20 protein-coding genes are annotated in these 25,958 nt (G+C 40.4%); 18 read left to right on the forward strand and 2 right to left on the reverse strand.

What is annotated here, in order from left to right; all coding sequences use genetic code 11:
- Window positions 1-6: 6 nt before the first annotated feature.
- Window positions 7-774, reverse strand: coding sequence for a Stf0 family sulfotransferase (locus NIES1031_RS07030; RefSeq protein WP_178378066.1), 768 nt, complete (start codon window positions 772-774; stop codon window positions 7-9).
- A 213-nt stretch (window positions 775-987) separates the two neighbouring features.
- Here NIES1031_RS07030 and upp point away from each other — a divergent pair, with 213 nt between their 5' ends.
- The 16 genes from upp (at window position 988) to NIES1031_RS07110 (ending at window position 22,652) form a co-directional block, all read left to right on the forward strand.
- On the forward strand, window positions 988-1,623 hold the full coding sequence (upp, locus tag NIES1031_RS07035) for a uracil phosphoribosyltransferase (protein WP_073548768.1): 636 nt from the start codon (window positions 988-990) through the stop codon (window positions 1,621-1,623).
- Between the two features lie 234 nt (window positions 1,624-1,857).
- On the forward strand, window positions 1,858-2,349 hold the full coding sequence (locus NIES1031_RS07040; protein ID WP_073548769.1) for an ureidoglycolate lyase: 492 nt from the start codon (window positions 1,858-1,860) through the stop codon (window positions 2,347-2,349).
- Between the two features lie 121 nt (window positions 2,350-2,470).
- Window positions 2,471-3,760, forward strand: coding sequence for a cytosine permease (codB, locus tag NIES1031_RS07045; RefSeq protein ID WP_073548770.1), 1,290 nt, complete (start codon window positions 2,471-2,473; stop codon window positions 3,758-3,760).
- Between the two features lie 191 nt (window positions 3,761-3,951).
- Window positions 3,952-6,156, forward strand: coding sequence for a GumC family protein (locus NIES1031_RS07050; RefSeq protein ID WP_073548940.1), 2,205 nt, complete (start codon window positions 3,952-3,954; stop codon window positions 6,154-6,156).
- Between the two features lie 150 nt (window positions 6,157-6,306).
- Window positions 6,307-7,140, forward strand: a complete 834-nt coding sequence (locus NIES1031_RS07055; protein WP_073548771.1) for a glycosyltransferase family 2 protein — start codon at window positions 6,307-6,309, stop codon at window positions 7,138-7,140.
- A 28-nt stretch (window positions 7,141-7,168) separates the two neighbouring features.
- The gene (locus NIES1031_RS23205) at window positions 7,169-8,116 is read left to right on the forward strand and encodes a glycosyltransferase family 2 protein (RefSeq protein WP_084544268.1); all 948 of its coding nucleotides are present in this window, start codon (window positions 7,169-7,171) and stop codon (window positions 8,114-8,116) included.
- Window positions 8,113-9,024, forward strand: a complete 912-nt coding sequence (locus tag NIES1031_RS07065) for a glycosyltransferase family 2 protein (protein ID WP_073548772.1) — start codon at window positions 8,113-8,115, stop codon at window positions 9,022-9,024. The genes NIES1031_RS23205 and NIES1031_RS07065 overlap by 4 nt, the downstream gene beginning before the upstream one ends.
- 84 nt (window positions 9,025-9,108) lie before the next feature.
- On the forward strand, window positions 9,109-10,395 hold the full coding sequence (locus NIES1031_RS07070) for an O-antigen ligase family protein (protein ID WP_073548773.1): 1,287 nt from the start codon (window positions 9,109-9,111) through the stop codon (window positions 10,393-10,395).
- Window positions 10,396-10,546: 151 nt separating this feature from the next.
- Window positions 10,547-11,461, forward strand: coding sequence for a sulfotransferase family protein (locus NIES1031_RS07075; RefSeq protein ID WP_073548774.1), 915 nt, complete (start codon window positions 10,547-10,549; stop codon window positions 11,459-11,461).
- A 120-nt stretch (window positions 11,462-11,581) separates the two neighbouring features.
- Window positions 11,582-12,472, forward strand: a complete 891-nt coding sequence (locus NIES1031_RS07080; RefSeq protein WP_073548775.1) for a sulfotransferase family protein — start codon at window positions 11,582-11,584, stop codon at window positions 12,470-12,472.
- Between the two features lie 121 nt (window positions 12,473-12,593).
- Window positions 12,594-13,778 (forward strand): glycosyltransferase, encoded by a 1,185-nt coding sequence (locus tag NIES1031_RS07085; protein ID WP_073548776.1) that lies wholly within the window; start codon window positions 12,594-12,596, stop codon window positions 13,776-13,778.
- 129 nt (window positions 13,779-13,907) lie between these two features.
- On the forward strand, window positions 13,908-14,963 hold the full coding sequence (locus NIES1031_RS07090; protein WP_073548777.1) for a glycosyltransferase family 2 protein: 1,056 nt from the start codon (window positions 13,908-13,910) through the stop codon (window positions 14,961-14,963).
- Between the two features lie 74 nt (window positions 14,964-15,037).
- A complete protein-coding gene (locus tag NIES1031_RS07095) occupies window positions 15,038-15,784 on the forward strand; it encodes a WecB/TagA/CpsF family glycosyltransferase (protein ID WP_236738745.1) in 747 nt (248 codons plus the stop codon).
- A 48-nt stretch (window positions 15,785-15,832) separates the two neighbouring features.
- A complete protein-coding gene (locus NIES1031_RS07100; RefSeq protein WP_073548778.1) occupies window positions 15,833-17,005 on the forward strand; it encodes an endo-1,4-beta-xylanase in 1,173 nt (390 codons plus the stop codon).
- 1,062 nt (window positions 17,006-18,067) lie between these two features.
- Window positions 18,068-19,798: a right-handed parallel beta-helix repeat-containing protein gene (locus tag NIES1031_RS07105; RefSeq protein WP_073548779.1), complete on the forward strand. Its 1,731-nt coding sequence runs from the start codon at window positions 18,068-18,070 to the stop codon at window positions 19,796-19,798.
- Between the two features lie 1,150 nt (window positions 19,799-20,948).
- Window positions 20,949-22,652, forward strand: coding sequence for a right-handed parallel beta-helix repeat-containing protein (locus tag NIES1031_RS07110; protein ID WP_236738746.1), 1,704 nt, complete (start codon window positions 20,949-20,951; stop codon window positions 22,650-22,652).
- Between the two features lie 790 nt (window positions 22,653-23,442).
- Here the strand turns inward: NIES1031_RS07110 and NIES1031_RS23670 are convergent.
- Window positions 23,443-23,688, reverse strand: coding sequence for a hypothetical protein (locus tag NIES1031_RS23670; protein WP_143167724.1), 246 nt, complete (start codon window positions 23,686-23,688; stop codon window positions 23,443-23,445).
- Between NIES1031_RS23670 and NIES1031_RS07115 the strand changes: the two genes are divergently transcribed.
- Window positions 23,674-25,368, forward strand: a complete 1,695-nt coding sequence (locus NIES1031_RS07115; protein WP_236738747.1) for a right-handed parallel beta-helix repeat-containing protein — start codon at window positions 23,674-23,676, stop codon at window positions 25,366-25,368. The genes NIES1031_RS23670 and NIES1031_RS07115 overlap by 15 nt on opposite strands.
- A 95-nt stretch (window positions 25,369-25,463) precedes the next feature.
- Window positions 25,464-25,952, forward strand: a complete 489-nt coding sequence (locus NIES1031_RS07120) for a GNAT family N-acetyltransferase (RefSeq protein WP_073548782.1) — start codon at window positions 25,464-25,466, stop codon at window positions 25,950-25,952.
- Window positions 25,953-25,958: the final 6 nt, after the last annotated feature.

Below are 25,958 nucleotides of genomic sequence, written 5' to 3' on the forward strand. Positions count from 1 at the left end.
GATAATTTATCGTAAAAGTTCGCAGAACTTAGTATTTTGTAATACATCTCTAACACTGTCATAATTTTCTATAAGTTCAGCATGAGATTTAGGATTGATCTTCTTTAAAGAAGAAGATAGCTTTGTAGCATCTACTTTAATGCCAAGGAAACTCAACACAGCATTGAAACTACGACAATCGGCAACAAGTTCTTCATATATTACTTCCATATATGGTAAACCTAATTTAGAATACCAGCTTTTAGCCTGAAGAATTTTTTCTTCTTGTTGCTGCAACTGTTCAACTAATTGTAAAACATTCAAGTGAAGCTTTACGTTTTCTGTGCTTTCACTATTACGTAAATGATACACCCCTCTAAATGCAGCAGTGCTTTGAGACAATATGACATCTAAATGATTTGCTCTAATTAGATGAATTATAAGAATTTTATTTAAAAATATGTACGCTAACAATTCGCGACGAAATCGCTCCATTTGTGGGTACATTAGTTTAAACCCAACTGACTTTATTGAAGATCTAGGTGAATAGACATGATTAAGATACTTAAAAATAAATAATGATTTAATAGTTTTTTTAAAAGGTACTTGTACTTCTTCAAAATAAGTATTCCAAAAAGTTACATCTTTTCCGCCACACCAGGTTGGGCTACCTTTTCCTTTGTCTAAAAAAAGCTCGCCGTATGCAGCTATTTGAGGGTGGCTGTTTAGCATATCTATTACCCATGTTGACCCACTTCTTTGTGTTGTTACCAGAATAAATTTGGTTGTTGTCAATGTAGGCTCCTTAAGGGCGTTCACTACTTGGTTTATTGTTATTTTTATTTAAAAATATAGGATTCTATAAAAACAAGTTGGTAGTTAAGAAAACATTCTATAAACAAAAAAATCTTTTCAAGCGTATTAACCTCATAAGTCGTTTTGGAGTATTTTTTATGCATAAATAAAAATATGCTCGAATAATTTTGTGCCATAAATTAACTCTCTAAAATGAAAAACAAAGTAACTGTTATTAGTCATCCCTTAATTCAGCACAAGCTGACGTTGATGCGTAAAGCTGAAACGAGTACAGCCAAATTTCGCACGCTGTTAAAGGAAATTAGCTTGCTGCTTGCCTACGAAGTGACGCGAGATCTACCGTTAAAAACGGAAACAATTAAAACGCCTTTAGCGACGATGGAAGCCCCAGTCCTCGCCCCAGATAAAAAGTTAGTTATTGTTTCTATCTTAAGAGCGGGACAGGGAATTTTAGATGGAATGTTAGAGCTAATGCCTTCAGCTAGAGTCGGGCATATTGGTTTATACCGCGACCCGAAAACACTGATTGCGATTGAATACTATTTCAAAGTCCCTCACGACGTTGATAAGCGCGATATGTTAGTGGTTGATCCGATGCTGGCGACAGGAAACTCAGCAGCAGCGGCAGTGACGCGATTGAAGTTAACAAATCCAGTTTCTTTGAAGTTTGTCTGCTTACTGGCTGCACCCGAAGGAATTGAACATTTTCACGAACAACACCCTGATGTGCCAATTTACACTGCGGCGATTGATCAGCAGTTAGATGAGCATGGGTACATTGTGCCAGGATTAGGCGATGCAGGCGATCGCTTATTTGGTACGCGCTAAGAAAGGGGTCGGGGATCAGGGGTCAGAGGTAGAGCATTATACTAACTAAATAAGAACTAAAAGTAACTTCTCCTCTGCTTCCTCTGGTGCCTATTTGTCGCAACCTTAAAGTGAAAAGTATCACCGAGGGGTAAGAGTTAAGCGAAAAACGCGATCGCGTGCTAGTTTCTAGCTTTCACAAAGCCCCAGCCAACATAATATCCCTAACCTCAGACCTTTGACCTCTCTTAGTATATGGCTCCAGCTAAATCGCTCCACCAATTAACCGCGCAGTTAATTACACCAGAAAACTTTCAGCCTTATGGTCAAGTTATTGCTGCTAGCACTGACGGTAAGGCTTATGACCACACCGATGCACAGTTGGTATTGAATAACGGCATTCCTCGCTTTTACATTATGCGCTTGCACCGACGCGGGCGGAAATTCCACACGATTACCCGTCACCTCCAATGTACTCAATGTTTAGGTTCGCTTGCAGGTAAAGAATGGTTGTTGGCTGTCGCACCCCCAAGTTCTGCGCCACAGCCGGAAATTGACAAAATTGCCGCGTTTCGCATTCCTGGCGATCGCTTTATTAAGTTAGAAGTCGGTACTTGGCACGCGGGACCCTATTTTGAACACGAGTTTGTCGATTTTTATAATTTAGAACTGAGTGACACCAACATCAACGACCATGACACCTATAATTTTCGGCAGCAAGCAAATCTGGAATGGGAAATAGTGTAGTAGATGCAAAGCGACTTATGTTTTGATTTAACTCGACACTCCTAAAATCTGGTTAACTACAATACGGTTCTGAGATGCCACTCAAAGTCAAGATAGCTGCAATAGTAGTTTATGATTTGGCATGAGTAGCACGTCGGAACAAAACTTAGCAACGCGATCGCCAGCGAGTGAAGACTATCCGCTTAGTGCTGTCCCTCTAGAAGCGCGTAAGTCACTTTGGTCGCTAGCTCCCTTGTTGATTGGCTTTACGTTATATTCTGGAACTTTGTTCGCTGGAGGAAGAGTAGGTCCTGCTTACCGCTTTACTGATTTAGTCGGTCTAATTTTGGCAGGTAATCTGCTTTTAGGTATCTATGCGGCACTACTAAGCTATATCGCAGCGCGTAGTGGTTTAAGTACAGTACTGATGGCACGATTTAGTTTCGGTAGTGTTGGCTCGCGTTGGGTTGACTTTCTACTGGGCTTTACGCAAATTGGTTGGTATGCTTGGGGTTCAGCTTTAATGGCAGATGTACTTAATCAATTAGCTAGAGTTCCGAGTTCGTTTAATTGGTTGATTATTCTTTTCTTTACATATTTTTTCTGCTCGACAGCTTATATCGGCTATCGTGCGATGGATTGGCTAAGTCGTATTGCAGTTCCGGCGATGCTGATTTTAATCGTTTGGAGTTTGGTGATCGCCGCACGTGATGTTGGTGGTTTTGCTGGTTTACAAGCGATCGTTCCGCAACAGCAATTGGGACTCGGTGAAGCGATTACAATTATCGTTGGGACTTTTGTTTCTGGTGGAACTCAAGCAACAAATTGGAGTCGTTTTGCTAAGGATGGACGCACGGCGTTGTGGAGTACCTTGGCGGCTTTTTTCCTCGCAAATGGCTTATTACTTTTTAGCGGTGCGTTCTGTGCCTTAGTTTATGGCAATGAAGACATTGTACAAGTTATGGCACAGCAAGGATTGCTCTTTTGGGGATTGATACTGTTGTTCTTGAATATGTGGACTACGCAAGATAATACTATCTATGCTTTTTCGGTAGCGGGTGCGCATATGTTCCGCACAAATAAACGTACTGCCTTTGTTCTAGGTGGTGCTACGGTTGCGTTAGTCCTAGCTTGGGGTGGAATTTATAACTTGCTCGTTCCTTACTTGATTTTGCTTGGGACATTTATTCCTCCGATTGGCGGTGTTGTCATGGCAGATTATTGGTTACTGCACCAAGGACAATTTCCCACATTAAATCAAAGACAGCCAGCGTTTAACTGGGCAGGAATTATTGCTTATATTATTGCCTCGGCGATCGCCTGGGCTGTACCTGGAATTAAGCCGATTAATGGCATTGTTGCCGCAGTCATTCTTTACTTTATTTTGAGTAAATTGATATTTAATACAAGAAAAACGAACGCGGTAAATTAATTATAATGATCATTTAATGTTTCCTGTCTTTTCACGCTCAATGGTACAATTGCCTACGTAGATCTACGGGAAAAATTGTCCGAGTAACAGTGTATAGCTAATCACAGTTGAACATGGACATTTTTTTAGAGCTACGATAGGCTGATTGGCAAAACACACCTGTCCGCCCTTTACACATGGATGAGTCAGCTATGCAATCTAACGATACTATCGACATAGACCTTAAAAGAGTTTGGTTGATTTTAAAACGGCGCTGGTTGCCTGCGGCAGGTGTATTTGGCGTTGTTGTAGCTGCGGCAACCGCATTTGCATCAATGCAAAGACCCGTTTACGAAGCGCAGGGAAAGCTATTATTTAGAAAAGCAGATCGAACAACTGCAATTTCCGGTTTAAAAGATATCAACGTTGGTGAGCTAGAAGCAATAGCAACAAAAGCTAATCCCCTGAATACAGAAATAGAAATTATTCGCTCTGTACCCTTTCTTGAAAAAACAATTGCGTCGCTCAATTTAAGAAACGATAGTGGTTCATTAATCAAACCACAAGCACTCGCGGGCAAAATGAGTGCGAGAAATATCCCACTCACAGACGTATTGCAGATTTCTTACCAAAGTGAAGATCCAGAAGAAGCGGCAGCAGTTGTCAATAAAGTGATGAATTTGTACATTGAAAACAACATTATCACCAATCGCGCTGAAGCGTCGGCGGCGGGAGAATTTATCGCCAAGCAATTGCCGCAGATGGAAACAACAGTGCGACAAGCCGAACTCGCACTACGGCAGTTTAAAGAACAAAATCAAGTTGTTGCTTTGGATGAAGAAGCTAAAACCGCAGTAGCCGCGATTAAGCAACTAGAAAATCAAATCACTGAGACGCAAGCGCAACTAGCAGATACGACAACCAGAAGCGCAACGCTGCAACAACAAGTGGGAATGAATCCCCAAGAAGGAATTACGCTGACGGCGCTTAACCAATCACCAGGAATACAGAAAGTTCTAGCAGAGTATCAACAAGTAGAAGCGGAATTAGCAGTACAGCAAACTCGCTTTGTTGGTGATCATCCTACTCTCTTGGGTTTGACTGAACGCAGAGATGCTTTAAGAGCTTTACTAGAAGAACGCGTTCAAGGTGCGATCGGGGGGAATGCCGCAGCAACAGAAGTTTCACCAGGCAACTTGCAAATGGGTGAAATTCGCCAAGAACTGACGCAAAACTACGTCAACTCAGAAATCCAACGATTAGGTTTAACTAGTCGCCTCAATTCGCTCAATAATACATATAATGCCTACCGCCAAAGAGTCAATGTTCTGCCTCGGTTAGAGCAAACACAAAGAGAATTAGAACGACGCCTAGAAGCTGCTCAATCTACCTACGAAACTTTATTGAGGAGATTGCAAGAAGTTCGGGTAGCCGAGAACCAAAATATGGGTAATGCCCGCATCATTGAGTTTGCTACAGTACCAGAGAATGCCTCTGTCCGCAAAAAGGCAATGATTCTCGCGCTGGGCAACATCTTGGCACTGATTCTGGCAATTCTGACGATCTGTATTTTAGAACTAAGCGATCGCTCAGTGAAAACGCTGCGCGAAGCTCGCGAAAGACTCGATTACACACTGTTGGGGACAATTCCTTACTTTGGCAAACGCTACGCGAATCGGCGCAATCAAGAATGGTCGATTCCTGAGTTACCAGTCATTAATCTACCGCGATCGCCCATCAGTGAAGCTTACCGAATGCTGCAAGCGAATTTAAAATTCCTCAGTTCGGATAAGCCGTTGAAAGTGATTGTTGTGACAAGTGCGGTTCCCAAAGAAGGTAAATCAACCGTATCGGCGAACCTAGCAGCCGCAATGGCGCAGCTTGGGCGTAAAGTCTTACTTGTTGATGCGGATATGCGTCACCCATTGCAACACCACATTTGGGAACTCACAAACGCCGCCGGTTTAAGCGATGTGATTGTTTCCCAAGCTGAGTTTGAGTCAGTTGTAACAGAAGTCATTCCCAAGCTTGATGTATTGAGTGCCGGTGTGATTCCGCCCAACCCGATGGCGCTACTCGACTCCAAACGGATGGCTTCGTTGGTACAGTACTTCAGCGATCGCTACGACTTTGTGATTATTGATGCACCGCCTCTAGTTCTCGCCGCCGATGCGGTGACACTTGGTAAAATGACCGATGGCGTTTTATTAGTAGCACGCCCAGGCGTTTTAGACTCTTCCAGTGCCGCTGCGGCTAAAGAATCCTTAGAGCGTTCGGGACAAAATGTTCTTGGCCTAGTTGTTAATGGTGTTATCCCAGAAAATGAATCAGATAGTTACTTCTACTATGCTAAAGAGTACGCCAACGAAAAGAACTTCCCAATCGAAGAAAGTTCGACCGTAACAACTCCACGATAGTACTTGTTAAAGCCACAGCATTTAATTTTGTGCGTGGCTTTAATATTTTTTTAACTATTGATAACCTGATTGTGGTATAAGTGTTGTGCAGTATCAGTAGTATCACCCACAAAAGCACAAATAACGAAAGGAAAACAACAAAAAATACTCATGATCAGCGTAATTACGCCAGTCTACAATGGCGCGAAATATATTGAGAATTGCCTCAAAGTTGTTATCGAACAAAATTGCTCAGATCTAGAGCATATTATTATTGATGGTGGTTCAACTGATGCGACGGTAGATATTATCAAAAGATACGCTCAAGAGTATTCACATATTCGTTGGCTATCCGAAAAAGATCGCGGGCAATCGGATGCGATGAATAAAGGTATTCGCATGGCGGCAGGAAATATCATCGCGATTTTGAACGTTGATGATTTTTATGAACCTAATGTTTTGAATCGCGTATCTGTCATCTTTGAAAATTTACCTGAACCAAGCTTGCTGGTCGGGAATTGTAACATTCTAGACGATGATGACAAGCTAAAGCGGGTCAATAAACCAAAAAGACTCAAAATTACCGATCTCTTAGTTGGCTACAATATCAATCCATTTCCTTTCAATCCGTCAGCGTACTTTTACCACAAACAACTGCATGAAAAAGTGGGATTGTACGAGGTTGATGAACATTATGCTATGGATGTAGATTTTCTGCTGAAAGCAGTACAAGCAGCGAATGTTCAGTATATTAACGAAACTTGGGGTAATTATCGCCAGATCGCCGGAACAAAAACTGTAAACGATATTAACAGTGGTCAAAACGCGATCCGTCTTGAGCAACTCATGCAAAAATATCAGCAACAGCTTCCAGTGTACAAGCAATGGCTAATAGCTGTTAAACGCGAGTACTATAAAGCTGAAAAGCGACTAGAATATTTCTCAAAAAATCCCAACGAAATTTTACCGCGAATTGGCAAAAGATTAGGAATCCGACCATCTTAAATACCTTAGTTGCACAGCTAGATATCCCATGAATGCTGACAACCAGCTTCCGTTAGTAAGTATCATCATTAACAACTATAACTATAGTCGTTACTTAAAAGAAGCCATCGACAGCGCGCTTCATCAAACTTATCCTCATGTAGAAGTTATCGTTGTCGATGATGGTTCAATAGACGAATCGCCAACCGTTATTCAGCAATACGGCGATCGCATTATTCCAATATTAAAAAAAAATGGAGGGCAGGCATCAGCTTTTAACGCTGGGTTTGCAGCATCGCAAGGAGATATCATTTTTTTCTTAGATTCAGATGATGTCTTCTCGGTAAATAAGGTACAAGAAATTTGCAATTTTCTCTGCAAAAAAATGGTAGAAAACCCTTACGTGATGGTCTACCACTTATTAGAATGCATTGACACGAAAGGAATTTCTTTAGGACACAAAGTACCTAGTTCACCTTATAACGTACCAGCAAATTTATATAGCTACACTTGTCAATACAGATTTTTTCCGTACGCAGCTTCTCCTACAAGTGGAATTGCTATGAGTAGAATGCTAGCCCAGAAAATATTTCCAATTCCTGAACAAGGCGTACTCACTTCTGCTGATGAATTTGTTGTGAGACCAGCTTTACTTATAGGAGAAGTTTATGGAGTTGATCAAGTATTAGCTAAGTATCGGCTTCATGATGCGAATAATTGGTATGGAAAACCAAAAGTTAAGAATAAAGAGTTTATTGCCATAATTGAGTCTTTTTTAAATTCAAAGCTGAAAGAAAACAATAAGAAGCCCGTTGTTTCTTACTTTGAGTCTATGGATGCGAGGAATTACTATCTACTCAATGGTTCAAGGAAAGACTTATTAATGTTACTCCGCAAAATTCCAAGTTGGGGAATTAATAAAAAAACAATCAAGTTTGGTTTGAAGACAATTTTATTGGCTATCAACTTAAGCTTCAAGAAAGGCGCAGAAACATGAACGAAGCGAATTTTCAACCTTTAGTTAGTGTAATAATTAATAATTACAACTATGGTCGCTTTTTGTCTGAAGCAATAGATAGTGTTTTAAATCAAACTTACCCCGATATTGAAATCATTGTAGTAGATGACGGTTCAACCGATAATTCACCCGAAGTCATTGCACGTTATCAAGATAAAGTCATTCCTGTTCTCAAACAAAATGGTGGACAAGCATCAGCTTTTAACGCAGGGTTTAAAGCCACTCATGGTGAAATTATATGTATGCTGGATGCTGATGATGTATTCGTTCCAGAGAAAGTTACAGAAATCGTAAACATCTTCAATCAGTATCCAGATATTGGTTGGTGCTTTCATCGCTTGCGCTTTGTAGACGCCAAGACTGGAGAATACATCAGATTAAGCCGCGAAAGTGGGACACGAAAATGTGACTTTAGAGCGCAGCTGCAAAACAATGGTAGGCTACCATTTTATGCTCCAGCAACTTCAGGATTGTGTTTTGGGCGATCCCTTCTACAGCAAATCTTGCCAATGCCCGAAGTTATTAGAATTACAAGTGATAACTATTTAAAAATTGCAGCAGCCGCTTTGAGTTCAGGCTTTTTCTTAGACGAGCAACTAGCCTTTTTAAGGTTACATGGTGGTAATAATTATACCGACAAACCCAACAAACTACATTTAGTTTCCAAAGTCGCCATTCTTACAGCAGACAATTTATACAGCAAGTGGCCATTTTTAGCTAAGTACACAAATAAGCTATTCTCACGTGGACTTGGACTCTTCTGGAGAATAGGAGGATTAGAAACAGAGATCCAACAAGTAGTTAACAAATATATTTCTAATGTTTCACTCAAAGAAAAAATTAATATAAATGCACGAGCTATCTATCATTTTATCAAAGCATATTAGCTATCACTAATATGCTTCAAAATGCTAATGTAACGCAAAATTCGGCTCAAGTGCATAACTATTTAACATATCAGGAGGTCGATTTTGAAAATTGAAACCACCAAAGTTATAGACAAACTAGAGTGGCTATTTGCTTTTTTCGTTTTGCAACTAGCTTCAGGAAGTTTAATCAGAAATATATTTTTAACTGGTGTTCAAGATCGCACTGAGGGACTTGCAACAGATCATCCTATCATGCAGGCAATTTGGCTGAGCATTTATGTTGTTTCATTAGTTTTAGTTTTAGCGAGACCTCGGGAATTAATTCTTGTTCTTAAAAGAGAGAAACTTCTAATACTATTAGTAGGACTTGCCCTGTTTTCTTATTACTGGTCTGCACTTCCTGCAATTACAATTCGTCGTGCTTTCGCTTTAGCTGGGACAACTCTGTTTGGAATTTACATCGTTACTCGCTACAACTCTCACCAAATTCTTAAACTTCTTGTATGGACACTAAGTATAGGAGCAATCCTTAGCCCTGTAGTGTCTCTGGCATTTCCTAGCCTGGGAATATCGCCTGAAGGTGGCTGGCAAGGTTTTTACATGCATAAAAACCTGATGGGTCGCCTTATGGGTTTGAACGCAGTCTTTTTACTTCTTCTTATTCCTTCTACGACATCCAAAAAATACCGTAGGTTCATGTGGGCTGGTGTAGTGCTTTGTAGTTGCCTTGTTTTTCTTTCAACATCTAAAGGAGCGTTAGTATCGTTCTTCGTGTTACTAACTTTGTATTACTTATATAAGTCACTACAGTGGAGATACACAGTTGCCATACCCTTTTTTATTATTTCCGTGTTAATGGGTGCAATTATAGCTTTACTCCTGATAGGAAACTTAGAGACTATAGTTGTTGATGTATTAGGTAAAGATCTTACCTTTACTGGGCGTACTATCTTGTGGGAGTACGTCGTGCAAATGATTCAACAACGTCCAATTTTAGGATATGGATACCAAGGTTTTTGGAGAGGACTAGATGGACCTTCTGCATTCGTTGTAGATGCAGTTAGTTGGGCTGTTCCACACGCCCACAACGGCTTTTTAGACTTAACACTTAATTTAGGTATTGTAGGATTATCTATCTTTTTACTCTCATTTTTAATGAGTACTATTCGGGCAGTTAGATGGTTGCGCCTGACCAAAAAAATTGAAGATCTTTGGCCTTTGCTCTTTCTCTCAGCTACGCTACTGTATAACGTAGCAGAAAGCACTTTATTAGAGCGAAATCATATTCTGTGGATACTTTATGTGATCACAGTTTTTGCCAGACCAGCTAGTTATAAGCAACCTATCAAACCTAGCTATAGTAATGCGGTTACTACATTAGCTAGATAAGGCAATCAAATAAAAGTGTTTTGTTTCTCAGCAAACTTACAGTGCTATATTCTCGCTGCTCATCAAAAAGTATTCTGTATAAAAATCCTTTCTCTGCTAACATTTGTGAGCGCTTATCAAGTCAAATAATCGTGGAGAGAATATCAAATAAATGATCATGCCTAACTTTTTAATTATTGGTGCAGCTAAAGCAGGTACAACCGCACTCTACAATTATATCAATCAGCATCCGCAGGTTTTTATGAGTCCTGAGAAGGAACCACATTTTTTTGCTTTTGAAGGTGAAAAGGTCAACTTTAATGGAACGGCAGGCGAAAAAGAATGGTTGAATCGTACTGCTATCACTGATATTAATGATTATCAACAGCAATTTAGTAAAGCTTCCAAAGAAATAGCGATTGGAGAAGCATCCGCGTTATATCTATATATTCCTAAAGCTGCTGCGCGAATTCGACATCACATACCAGAAGCAAAGCTAATTACTATTCTACGCAATCCAGTTGACCGAGCATACTCTGCATTTATCTTTCAAAAACGAGATGGACTTGAACCTAACTTAGATTTTGCTCAAGCCCTCAAGGCGGAAGAATCACGAAAGAAAAATAACTGGGTTCCTATTTACTATTATCAAGACATGGGCTTTTACTATCATCAAGTCAAACGTTATTTTGACTTGTTTCCTCCAGAACAACTTAGAGTTTATCTTTATGATGATTTTACGTCAAATCCCTTACATATCTTGCAAGATGCTTTTAATTTTTTGGGTGTTGATGATACATTTACTCCTGATACCAAAGCTAGACATAATGTTTCAGGAATTCCTAAAAATAAAGCCTTACATGAGTTCCTAAGAGCAGAAAATCATCCCCTCAAAACTTTTTTTAAGCCTCTTATTCCTAAAGTTTTACGTCGTAATGTTATGCTCAAGCTACACAATAATAATTTAGAAAAAGCCCCCCCACTTGCACAAGAAATTCGCAAGCAACTCATTCAAGTATACAAAGAAGACATTTTAAAGTTACAAGATCTACTAAAAAAAGACTTTTCAAAATGGTTACGGGAATGAAAGAAGCTAAATATTTTGTTCAAATATTAGAACTATATCCAAGATGATTTTATTTTTTAAAATGCTTGTAGCTCTATTCATAAACTAGTTCATGCTAACTATAGCTAAGGGGAATCATATATGACAATGCCAAATTTTCTCGTTATCGGCGCAGCTAAAGCAGGTACAACTGCACTATATTATTATCTTAAGCAGCACCCTCAGATTTACATGAGTCCTGAAAAAGAACCTAAGTTCTTTGCACTTGAAGGAGATAAATTAGACTTCCGAGGACCAGGCGATCGCGAGAACATTGTTAAAAGTGCAATTACTGATATTGAAGCATATCGTCAACTGTTTAAAGGCGTAACCAACGAAATTGCTATAGGTGAAGCTTCGCCGTTATATCTTTATAGTCCTAAAGCTGCCGAGCGTATTAAAAAATATATACCTAATGCCAAACTGATAGCTATTTTGAGAAACCCTATAGAGCGCGCTTACTCAGGGTATATTATGCATGTACGGGAAGGAAGAGAAACAGCAAAAGATTTTGCTGAAGCATTACAAGAAGAAGAAAACCGAATACGTAATAACTGGGGATGGGGGCATTACGTCAATGTAGGATTTTATCATACCCAACTTAAGCGGTATTTAGCTCTTTTTAATAAAGAACAGATTAAAGTATATCTTTACGAAGATTTAAAAGCAGATCCTATTAGCTTAGTACAAGATGTTTTTAGGTTCCTTGGTGTCGATGATACATTTCTACCTGATACATCTTTAAAATACAATGTAGCTGGCGTACCTAAAAATGAAGCAATAAAAGCCATGATTAAAAATCTCAATACTGTCAAGCCAGCAATGAATTTTTTGCTTCCAGATAAAGTGCGCCATTACGTGAGAAGCAAAATTTTTGAAAAGCCACCAGCACTTTCGTATGACATTCGGCAAAAACTTATTGAAGTTTACCGCGAGGATATTTTAAATTTACAAAATTTCCTACACCGTGATTTATCCCCATGGTTAAAGTAAATCTAGGAAGTCAAGGCGAGATGGAAAGCTTATTCCTGTTACAACTTAGATTAATAAATTAAGTTATTAAGATTTCGCCAGCAATTCTGTGCAAAAGTTTTACGTTAAAGGGAAATAATGAATGTTTAGCGAAAAGCCAGCTGTGCTAATTTACCGAGATTGGTTGTTACCGCCTTCGGAAACGTTTGTTTTAGCACAGGCGGAAGCTTTAGAACGCTTTATTCCGTACTACATAGGTTCCCGCTTAATCAAACAAGGCTTACGCACTCCTCGCGAAAGAACATTACTCTTGAATGAAGGTAGTCCACTTGGTTGGGCCCGTGAAGCTTGCTTCAAAATTGCTGGCTTTGCTCCTAGTTTGGTGACTCATGCTAAAAAATTAAATCCACGACTCATTCATGCCCATTTTGGCATAGGTGGTAGCTTAGCCTTGCCCCTGAAACGTTCTTTACAAATTCCCATGATAGTGACCTATCATGGCTATGAGGAAATGATTGCTGATGAAATTGCTCAAAAATCATATTTCAGCTATCGACAATACATGCAGCGCAGAGAAATTATTAAGCAGGAGGTCTGTTTATTTCTGACTGTATCGCAGCAATCAAAAGAATATCTTTTGCGCCAAGGATTTCCATCAGATAAAATTATTGTCCATTACACTGGTATAGATACAGAAGTATTTCAACCAGAGCCTTCAATCAAACGCGAACCAATTGTTCTATTTGTAGCCCGTCTAGTAGAAAAAAAAGGTTGTGAATACTTAATTCGGGCTATGAGCAAAGTGCAGACAGCGCAGCCTGATATGGAATTAGTCATCATTGGTGATGGAGAACTGCGTTCTTCGCTAGAAGATATGGCTAAAGCAAGTCTAAAAAAATATCATTTTCTGGGCGTGCAACCACCAGAAGTTGTGAAGGATTGGATGAATCGAGCGAAAATCTTTTGCGTTCCGAGTATCACTGCTACATCAGGTGAAGCGGAAGGGTTTGGAATGGTTTTTGCAGAAGCGCAAGCAATGGGACTTCCTGTTGTTAGCTTCGCAAGCGGTGCGGTTCCTGAAGCTGTTGCCCACGGCGAAGTTGGATTTTTGGCAGCCGAGCGTCATTGGGAAGAACTTGCGAACTACATTCTATTACTCGCACAAGATCAACATTTATGGCATCGTTTCAGTACCTATGGCCCGCAACGCGTGCGTAATCTATTTAATGTACAAAAGCAAGCAGGTCTACTCGAAGATATTTATCAGCAAGTTCTAATAGACAATAATCAAAAGCAAAAGGTAAGAATAGCTTCGCTACCAACATAGTTTAGGTTATCTAATCAAACTAGAAGGAGATTTTTATAGTTACAAGCCATTAACTAAAAGAGCGCCTTAAAAAGTTTTACTAGTGTAGACATAATAAAAACTACCTTTTATTTGTTGTGTAAATGAAGTATGAAGAAAGTTTCTGTTATTATCCCAGTTTATGCAGTTGAACAATATATTGCAGACGCATTGCAATCTGTTTTGTCGCAGTCTTATCAAAACTTTGAAATAATTCTCGTTGATGATGGGACGCCTGATAACAGTATCAAAATTTGCAAACAATTCACAGACCCCCGAATCAAAATTATTCAGCAAAAAAATCGAGGTGCTTCGGCAGCAAGAAACAACGGAATTCGCCACGCACAAGGGGAATATATTGCTTTTTTAGATGCAGATGATACTTGGGTTTCTGAAAAACTAGAAAAGCATATCAATCATTTAGAAAAATCTCCTAATGTAGGAGTTAGTTTTAGTTATTGCAGTTTTATCGATGAAGCTGGTAAACCATTAGGTTTATACAACGCCACAGAATATAAAGTTATTACTCCAGAAGCAATCCTCTGTCGTAATCCGATCGCTAATCCTTCATGCTTAGTCACTCGGCGAGAGGTTCTCGAAGAAATCAAATTTCAACAAGAAGTGAATGGTCTTGTCGAAGACTGCTACTTTGATGAAAGCTTGCGACAATCAGAAGATGCTGAATGCTGGTTGCGTATTTGTGTCAAGACAAACTGGAAAATAGAGGTTATTCCTGAACTTTTAGCAACATATAGACTGCATTCAATAGGTAATTCTGCTAACCTGGTGAAAACATTAGAGTCTTGGGAGCAGTTGACCGAAAAGGCTCGTCTTTATGCTCCAGAAAGTGTAGCGAAGTGGGAAAAGCCAGCAATGGCTTATACTTTGCGTTATCTAGCACGGAAAGCAGTGACCATGAGTGATGGCGCAATGGCGATCAAGCTGAGCCACAAAGCTATATCTACACACTGGCAAATTCTCTTAGAGGAACCACGCCGTACACTCGTCACACTCACAGCAGCTTATTTACTTTATTTTTTACCTCAGCCTTTTTACACCCAGATAAAAAACCTAGGCTTGAAGTTCATCAGTGCAAATCAGCGACGTCGTATTCTCAAGGATCAGTCAAGACAAAAATCGCAAGCCGTTATTAGTTCTAGCTCTTGATAGAAATTGCAACTTGTTTGCTAAAGCGTGATAGTTTTAAAGAAAAACTATTCATGAGCATAAATCTTTGTGGGGTGAAACTTGATCAGGTTACGCTTGACGAAGCGATTAATTTGATTGTAGATAGTGCAATTCTTGGCAACATACCAAAGTATGTTGTAACACCCAATGCGCAGCATATTCTCTTGCTACAAAACGATATGCATTTTAGTGAAATCTACGCAAAAGCGTTTTTAGTGGTAGCAGATGGTGTACCGCTTGTTTGGGCATCTCGGCTGTTAAAAAAGCCATTACCTGGTCGTATTAATGGTACCGACTTATTTGAACGACTTTGCCAAGTCGCCGCAGAAAAAGGATTAAAAGTCTTTCTGCTAGGCGGTCGCCCTCAAGCCGCAGAAAACGCTGCGAAACTGCTGCAACAAAGACACCCAAACCTTAATGTCGTGGGTACTTATTGTCCTCCATACGGTTTTGAGACAGATCCAGCAGAACTAGCATCAATCAATTCAAAAATTAAAACAGCAGCACCTCATTTATTATTTGTCGGGTTGGGAGCACCCAAACAAGAGTATTGGATGTATCAAGTGCATCAAGAACTAGAGGTTCCTATCTCAATAGGTATAGGTGGAAGTTTTGAGTTGGTTTCTGGTGCAGTACCTAGAGCACCAATATGGATGCAAAAATCAGGTTTAGAGTGGTTTTTTCGCTTAATAGCTGAACCACGTCGTCTTTGGAAACGCTATATTCTTGGCAATCCCCATTTTATCTGGTTAGTATTTGGGCAATGGATGAGGCAATCGCTGGCTAAGAAAACTTCATAATGCAATTGTTACAGTCAGGCAACGGTATCGCAAATAGCTAGACGAACTATGAAGGGAAGGCGTACTGTATTGTTAGGTTTAGGAGCAGCAACTGGTTTAGGTGCGGTTGCGATCGCTAATCACTTCCAGAATCAACAACAATCTGCCCAACCACCGCTCGAAGACCGCCAAAAAGTAAGAGATTTTACGGTAGTTGGCAAAGCTACTTTACAAGAACGCGCAGCCAATAAAGGAATTATTTATGGAGCAGCGGCTCAATACAAACCACTCACTACAAACAAGAGGTTTGCTCAACACTTTGCGCAAGAGTGTGCTGTTTTAGTCCCCGCTAATGAACTAAAGTGGAAAACACTGCGTCCAACACCAGAAAAATTTAATTTTAGTCGTAGCGATTGGATGGCTGAATTTGCCCAAAAACATAATATGCTGTTTCGGGGACACACGTTAGTTTGGTATCAAGCTTTACCCAAATGGTTTGAGGACAAAGTTAATCGCAAAAATGCTGAAAAATTTTTAACGGAACATATCAACACCGTCGTGCAGCGTTACGCTGGTAAGATATACTCCTGGGATGTTGTTAACGAAGCAATACTTCCGAATAGCTCAAAACAGGGACTACGGCAAACTCCTTGGCTGCGGTTACTAGGAGCAGATTACATTGAAATGGCATTTCGGACAGCCGCCGCTGCTGATCCGCAAGCATTACTTATATATAACGACAACAATTTAGAATACGACAACGCGAAGACCGAAACGAAAAGAGACCGCGTTCTTAAACTTCTAGAGCGGCTGAAATCAAAAGGAGTTCCGATTCATGGGTTGGGGATTCAGTCGCATCTCGGTGCAAGTTCTCGTGGCTTCAATGCCAAACGACTCAGAAATTTTCTCAAAGACGTCGCCAGTCTCGATCTGCAAATTTTGATCACAGAAATGGACGTGTCGGAGACAAAACTTCTGGTAGCAGACGACCGCGATACAATTATTGCCGGAGTTTATCATGATTATTTGTCGCTTGCTTTAGACGAGCCTGCGGTAAATACTGTGATCACCTGGGGACTCAGTGATCGCTATACTTGGCTTTCTCATTTTGCGCCTCGTCAAGATGGTGTTCCAGTGCGCCCGCTACCACTTGATGCTGAACTTGAGCGTAAGCTTGCCTGGAACGCGATCGCATCGGCTTTTGATCAAGCTTCACCGCGTAACATTAAATATAATTTTTAAATCATAAGGTTAGGCTGTTGGATCAACCGCAAATTCTCGATTTCTCCTCAATCCGTGGACAAACGTATTTCCATATCTTCTGCTTTGGAATTAGAGCAGAGTAAGAGGGGACGGGAGCTTTTAAACCACTTAAAGTTCCCCCAATATTGAGAACCCACTGCGTTATGCTATTTCCTTCCGTTGCAGCAAATAGCGTCGAACTCGGTAGGTTTGGAGGGCTAGTAATATTTGCGTAAAAGGTCTACCGCAGTTAAGCTGTAGCAAAGATAATTCTACTTATCGTAAAAATACCTTGCTATTATTCACTATTACCTACTCTTAAAGTACTCAATCGAGTTACGAATATCTACCTTAGTTGTTTTGCGTGTTTGTAATTATATTTCTTTAGAACATGCAGTCAATGTTAATAGTATTTTTTTTCTGCGAGCACTAACATTTTTTTACCTGTCATTGAAATTTTTATTGATTATTAAACTTTTCGTACCTTTGTTCCTTTTGGAACTATAGGGAAGAACTACTAAATATGAATACGTAATACAGATAGCTCGATGAGACACGATCAGTCTTATCGAGTACTTGTCGCTATTCCTATTCAAACACATTCAATATTCAATTTTGAGCATTCTTACCTGTTAGTTCAATATAGTGATGAACATACCAGTTTTTTTATCAGTAAAAACATCATTCAGTAATTTACTTACAGTAATTTACTTATAAGTAGGCAGTTGTCAATGCTTACGAGCAGCCGCAGATCTACCGAATTATTCTTTTAGAATTTAAAGCAGAAAAGTCGTATTTACACTAATGATGATTGGGGAATTGATTGAATAGGATATACCCAAGATGAGGTTATTCAATTAGTCTTCATACTATTCAAAGAACTATTGATTAGTTTTTAGAATTTCTTAAAAAAGACAAGCAAAATACTGAATTTCAATCTTTTCCTCAAGTAGGACTTAAAGATTTAAATAAGTGCGTGCCAATGTCAAGACTAAGTGAAGAGATCTTATTGACATAAAATCATTGTTCTTCTACATAAACCTAACTTTATATCATCGCACAATGAAAAATACAATCAATTTGCAAAATCTCAAGAATATTCTATTTACTAAAGGTTTACTAACAATTTTAATGCTTACTCCTGGAGTAGCTGCTGCAACTAATAGTCATCATTCTGTTCCGAATATTAAAACTACTCATTACGCAATCCCTAACGATGCCTATTACGTATCACCCGATGGAAAAAATACAAACACTGGTAGAACTCCCGACTCTCCTTGGTCTGTTGCCAAGGCACTAGCAGATGCACCAAGTGGTGCTACGATTGTATTTCGTGGTGGCGTATACCGCAATGTAGAAGCGAATCTTACAAAAAGGCTGACTTTACAAGCCTATCCAAACGAGAAGCCTTGGATTAAAGGTAGTATTATCGTCGATGACTGGGTAAAAGAAGGCAACATCTGGCGCAAAGATAACTGGGAGCATTCATTTCCTTTTGAAGGACAGCGTCAAGCCATTGATCCAAAATATCCGTTAGCCGGTCATCGCGACATGGTTTTTATTAATAATGTTGCACTTAAGCAAGTAGATAGTAAGTCTAAAGTTGTTCCTGGCACTTTTTATGTTGATGCTGCTAATAAGAAACTCTATATTGGTAGCAATCCAATAGGTAATACAGTTGAAGCTACTGCCAAAAAAACAGGTTTTAATATCATCCAAAATGGAGGTGATTCTGTAATCCGAGGATTGGGTATTACGCACTATGCTGACAACGCAATTTATATTAGAAGACCAAATGTCACACTCGAAAATAACACGCTCACTTGGAATGGTATCACCGGTGCCTTAGTGACTCAATCAGATGCAGTATTAAGGGGTAACAATATTAGCTATAACGGACATAAAGGTATATCTGGCGTCTACGCGCATCGTATGCTTCTGGAGAACAACATTATTAGTCACAATAATATTGAAAATTTTGCTCAACACTGGGCTGCTGCTGGAGTTAAAACTATTTGGACTGATGGGCTAGTCTGGCGTGGTAACTTAGTAGAACATAATAATTCGATTGGTTTATGGATTGACGAGTCTACAACTGATTCCACAGTTGTTAACAATGTTGTTCGCTACAATAAGAACAATGGAATTTCCATGGAAATTTCGCATAAGGCAATAATTGCCTCAAATGTCATTTATGAAAATGCGCCAGCAGGTATTCTCATACTCAATTCTTCGGGCGCACGTCTTTACAACAATACACTGGCACGTAACCAAGCTAACTTCTTAATCAAGGAAACACCGCGTAACAATACAAAGCTACACGAAATCGCAAAAGGAATTACTTGGATTACGAGAAATACCGTTGTTAAAAATAACATCTTATGGAGTAATGCTAAAGGCACTCCGTTCTTTGCTCCTAGCTGTGAATTGCGAGAACCATCAAAAAACATGATTCCTGTGGCTGACTACAATGCATACTACCGTCAATCAGCAACTCAAACACGAAATCTTTTCATTTGGGGAATAGGTGGTAGCGAATGCTTCAATACTTTCAGAACTCTTAGTGCTTTTGCCTCAACTACAGGTTTAGAGTCCAATGGAGTAGAGATTACGAATACTAATGATCCATTTTTTGTAAATGCACAAGCTGATGACTTCCGTTTGAAAGCAGGTAGCCCTGCAATTGGGCGCGGCGAGCCATTACCTGCAGATGTGGCGAATGCGATTGGAGTAGCTTCGGGTAGAGCAGTCGATTTGGGTGCCGTGCAATCTCAGGTATTCTTTGCACATTAAGCATCCACTAAATTGTCAATTCTGAGTTACCTAAATGCTGGTTATCTAGATGCGATAGAAGTCAACTATCTACAATAATGCAGGTATCTTTTCTAGAAAAAGCTTATTTGCTACCTGTATAAAAGAATAACAAAGTGTAATGCTTCAATTAAAACAAGATCGCAGGCGATATTTCTCCTGCGATATTTGCTATGAAAAGATATTTTATTTTCTACTAATTAAATTTACTATACATAGCTTAAGTGGTGAAGCGATCGCTTATTTTAAATTTCTGGGCTTTAATTTCCTTTTTATCTGTCCTCCAATGATGAGGCATCAGAGCTTACTCGCAAGCTTAAACAGCAATCAAGGTTGTCAAGATACTTTCAATAGCTTTACTGGAGTTATAATGTATAGTATTTGTCTGCAATGTTATGAGGAACTACTGTCTTAAAATCAGCTTTAATTCTTTACTACAGCTAGCGATCAAGTTCCCAGCAGCTTATCAATTTACCTCAGTAGAAATACCTAACTTACCTTAATTGTTATAACTTTCTAACTCAATAAAGCTCAAAATTTTTCAGTAAAATTACGCTTGAACCTTCACTATTAAGAAGCGTAATCTTTTTTCGTTAGTTTAGCGTGTAATTCTGTTATATCTCAAAATGTGGAAATGTCACTCAGAGGAGGAAAATTAATTATTATTTTGAAGTATTGAACAAACACCTATTCTCCACTGCACAACCTTGCATTACTAGATAGTTATTGGGTGCACGGATTGTTTCTTATGTAGATACCAGATGTTTGAAATCCTAGGTATCCCTCCCATAACTTTCTTTGACTTGTATTGTAGCCTTGCATCGTGCGTGTAGCCGTTTAGCTACCAAAGGCATAACTCTTCTAACCCTTAGACAAGAACAAGTCACAATCACTCCAAAAAGCTACTCTCACTTTTGCTCTTTGCTAATATACTGCAAACTTACAAACGCTACATTTGTGCAGCAATAGCTGTGGAATTTCTGCTGGGTATTACTTGACACCCCTCTCTCTTCATCTAACAACCAGCTTTTAGGAGACTTAACGGCAAGTTAGTTCATCAGATTTAAGCTTGCGAAAATAGCTAATCCACACAATACTTCCATCACCTGAAACCTCAACAATACGGAGAGCAATGATGAACAATCAATGCAATACATACTTTTCTTTGTCAACGTTAGCTAAACTAACGCTGGCGGTCTTAGTTGCAGTTCCATTGACAGTACCACGCATAGCAAATTCCGCGACACTCAATATCAAAAGGACGAACTATGGTATCCCAAATGGAGCCTATTTCGTCTCACCTACTGGTAAGCCAGGAAATTCAGGAAGATCAGCAAACTCGCCGTGGCCAGTAGCCAAAGCGATCGCATCGGCACCAAGTGGGGCAACAATTGTGTTTCGTGGTGGAACGTATCGCAACGTGCAAATCGCATTAAATAAGCGCTTGACATTGCAAGCATATCCGAATGAGCAACCGTGGCTCAAAGGTAGCACGGTGGTTGATGGTTGGGTGCAAGAAGGCAGTATTTGGCGTAAAGATGGTTGGAACTTCTCGTTTTTACCAGTTGAAGAAGGCAAAGCAATTGATCCGAAGTATCCGATGGCAGGACATCGGGACATGGTGTACATCAATGGCGTGGCACTCAAGCAAGTGGGTAGCAAAGCGAATGTCGGACCTGGAACATTCTTTGTTGATGGTCGTAACAATAAGCTTTATATTGGCACGAACCCTAGTGGCAAAACGGTAGAAGCTACGACGCAAACCGAAGGCATTATGGCATGGAATAGTGCTGCCTCAGGCTCAGTTATCCGTGGACTAGGCTTAGCACACTACGCTAATCAAGGACTCAAAATTGGTGCATCGGGAATCACCGTGGAAAACAGCACCCTTGCCTGGAATGGTCTGGATGGTGTTGCCGTCCTTTCCAGCGGTGCCAAACTACGCGGTAATACAATCAGCTACAACGGTCGCCGAGGAGTCAACGGTGTGCGTTCACACCGCTTGCAGTTGGAAAACAACGTGATTAGCCACAATAACACCGAAAATTTCTCGAAGTCTTGGAGTGCTGGGGGTGCGAAAATAATTTGGACCGATGGTGCGGTGATGCGTGGCAACACGGTCAACAACAACAAGTCAATCGGCTTGTGGATTGATGAGTCCTCAACCAATTCGACCGTGGTGAATAACGTGGTTCACAACAACAGCAGCAATGGTATTTCGATGGAAATATCGCATAATGCCATCATTGCCTCGAATGTGATTAGTGGCAATGCACCCGCAGGCATTATTATTCTCAACTCCTCAAGCGCACGCATCTACAACAACACGCTTGCCCGCAACCAAGCTAATCTTTTAGTTCAAGATACCTCACGTAGAAATACGAAGTCCAACGAAATCTCCAAAGGAATCACGTGGGTGACACGCAACACGATTGTCAAAAACAACATCTTTTGGAACTCTAGTGGTACGATGTTTTTTGCTTCTGGCTGTCCAGTCAAACAAGCTTCCAAGTTGATGATTCCGGTGACGAACAATAACGCGTACTATCGTCGTTCTGCTGGGAAACCGGCAAATCTGATATGGGGACTTAATAGCAATCAATGCTCTCAAACTTTTAGTTCGCTGGCAAGTTTTAGATCTGCCACGGGTCTAGAAGCAAACAGTCTTGATGTGGTTAACTCCAGCGACCCATTCTTTGTGAATGCTAATGCCAATGACTTTCGCCTCAAATCAGGTAGTCCAGCGATTGGGCGCGGCGAACCGCTACCTGCTGATATTGCGAATGCAATCGGTGTTGCTGCTGGACGAAAAGTCAATCTTGGTGCATTGCGATAAATAGTACTGCAAGTAACGACATTTGTGCTTCTCAAGTATTCTCAAGGTCCTAATATTCCTGTCGCCTTCTGGCGATCGCACCTAAAACTCTGAGTTCTCTCCTTTGAGGTAAGATTTGCTTTACATTTAGGCTTTTACTTATGAGACGCGATCGCCTTTCCTTTCACTATCACGATTCAATTCTATGTAGAGTTTTATCTATATATAGTATTTAAATTTAGAGTCAATATCTAGTGAAATTGACAATACTAAACTAAATATTTGCGTAAACGTCATGAAGAAAGTATTTGTCTTCGTTTCATAATATTACCTATCAATAATATAGTTGATTCAGTTCTTGACAGAGTTTTTGAGATACCTTAATGCATTCACTCCTTCAAAAAGCTGTTATGAGATATTTCAATTTTTCCTTAAAAAATTACTTGAATTTTTATTAAAAAAATTGTATGCTTTTTTCGGTAATTATATTTTGTTTTAGACTCATAATTTTACATCATAGGAGGACATTTTTTTTGATGTAGAAGATTTTCAATGTTCCTTTGCAATTCATCGTTTTTTGCTACGAGCTTAAACTTGAAAAATAGAATAGAGCTATAGAATATGAGTCGTTTTCATCTCAAATAAGTTCCTTGATTAAGGTAACAAGTAATCAGCAGATATTTTTCTGTATTCTGGCTTGCCAGGTGGCACCACTTAATTACAGAAAGTAGTTTTTTATGCCTAAAAATAAAGAAGGTTATGAACTTGCTTAATAAGTCGTTTTAAGTAACCTGTTTATCTAGATTACAACTCATAATTTATAGGAATTGATAGTGACACGGCTCATCTTATTGAGAAGGTTATCAATAACTCTAAATAGCGATAACTTCGACAACGATAGCTGTGAAATGATTTCGTTATTGAAGCCGTGTGCCAGCGCTTCATCGGCAACCAGCAAAAGGGCAATGACAATAAGCGAACAAACTGCACGCAGCAGTGCCAAAGCAGAATAAATGTCGAATACCAAAGAATCTGGAGAGCAATGATGAACAATCAAGGCGACAAACGTGTTTGTTGGTTCATACTCACGCATCTACTGCTAGCAGGATTAGCGACAATACCACTAAAAGCAAATTCCGCGACACTCAACATCAAAAACACGAACTACGCAATTCCCAGCGGTGCTTACTTTGTATCGCCCACAGGTAGCGAAAGTAATTCAGGAAGATCAGCAGACTCGCCATGGCCAGTAGCCAAAGCGATCGCATCGGCACCAAGTGGGGCAACAATTGTGTTTCGTGGTGGAACGTATCGCAACGTGCAAATCGCATTAAATAAGCGCTTGACATTGCAAGCATATCCGAATGAGCAACCGTGGCTCAAAGGTAGCACGGTGGTTGATGGTTGGGTGCAAGAAGGCAGTATTTGGCGTAAAGATGGTTGGAACTTCTCGTTTTTACCAGTTGAAGAAGGCAAAGCAATTGATCCGAAGTATCCGATGGCAGGACATCGGGACATGGTGTACATCAATGGCGTGGCACTCAAGCAAGTGGGTAGCAAAGCGAATGTCGGACCTGGAACATTCTTTGTTGATGGTCGTAACAATAAGCTTTATATTGGCACGAACCCTAGTGGCAAAACGGTAGAAGCTACGACGCAAACCGAAGGCATTATGGCATGGAATAGTGCTGCCTCAGGCTCAGTTATCCGTGGACTAGGCTTAGCACACTACGCTAATCAAGGACTCAAAATTGGTGCATCGGGAATCACCGTGGAAAACAGCACCCTTGCCTGGAATGGTCTGGATGGTCTTATAGTTCAATCTTCTGATGCCAAACTACGCGGTAATACAATCAGCTACAACGGTCGCCGAGGAGTCAACGGTGTGCGTTCACACCGCTTGCAGTTGGAAAACAACGTGATTAGCCACAATAACACCGAAAATTTCTCGAAGTCTTGGAGTGCTGGGGGTGCGAAAATAATTTGGACCGATGGTGCGGTGATGCGTGGCAACACGGTCAACAACAACAAGTCAATCGGCTTGTGGATTGATGAGTCCTCAACCAATTCGACCGTGGTGAATAACGTGGTTCGCAACAACAGCAGCAATGGCATTTCGATGGAAATATCGCATAATGCCATCATTGCCTCGAATGTGATTAGTGGCAATGCACCCGCAGGTATTATTATTCTCAACTCCTCAAGCGCACGCATCTACAACAACACGCTTGCCCGCAACCAAGCTAATCTTTTAGTTCAAGAAACCTCGCGCAATAATACCAAATCTAACGAAATCTCCAAAGGAATCACGTGGGTGACACGCAACACGATTGTCAAAAACAACATCTTTTGGAACTCTAGTGGTACGATGTTTTTTGCTTCTGGCTGTCCAGTCAAAGAACCATCGAGCTTGATGGTGCCAACAACAAACAATAACGCGTACTATCGAACTTCGGCTACAAAACCAGCAAATCTGATATGGGGACTCAGTAGCAGCCAGTGTTCGCAATCGTTCACTTCGCTAGCAAGCTTCCAGTCGTCAACAGGTCTAGAATCGAACAGTCTTGATGTGGTTAACTCCAGCGACCCATTCTTTGTGAATGCCAATGACAATGACTTTCGCCTCAAATCAGGTAGTCCAGCGATTGGGCGCGGCGAACCGCTACCTGCTGATATTGCGAATGCGATCGGTGTCGCTGCTGGTACCACCGTCAACTTAGGAGCGCTTAAATTCTAGCACTATAATGAGATAACTCATGTGACGTGATAGACGTAAGAGGCTCGCAGCTAACTGCACCTTTGCTTCTACGATTTGTAGTTGAAGGAGTGTGAATGGAAGCGGTGTATCAAAACTTTTTGATTCGCGACTGGCAACCAAGCGATCGCACTCCTGTTACTGACATTATCCGCTCGGTTCTTGCCGAGTACCATCTTGATTTTGAGCCTCATGCCGCCGATTGTGATGTTGTCGATGTTGAAAACTATTATCTAACAACAAAAGGCGAGTTCTGGGTCATTCAACAAGACGATCGCTTGGTTGGTACGGGCGGATACTACCCTGTAATGCGTGGCGAACAAGCAGTAGAAATCCGGAAGATGTATTTGCTGCCTCATGTTAGAGGCTTAGGATTAGGAAAGTACTTATTACAACAGCTGGAAAAAGCGATCGCGGCACGTGGTTTTAGACAGATCTGGATTGAAACTGCGAGTGTTTTAACTACGGCGGTCAAGCTGTACGAAAGTTATGGATATCAGCCTGCCAGCGGCGTAGAAACAGCACGGTGCGATCGCGTTTACGTTAAGCAAATAGTGTCTTGTTGACAACTG

The organism is Chroogloeocystis siderophila 5.2 s.c.1, from assembly GCF_001904655.1.
Classification (GTDB): Bacteria; Cyanobacteriota; Cyanobacteriia; order Cyanobacteriales; family Chroococcidiopsidaceae; genus Chroogloeocystis; species Chroogloeocystis siderophila.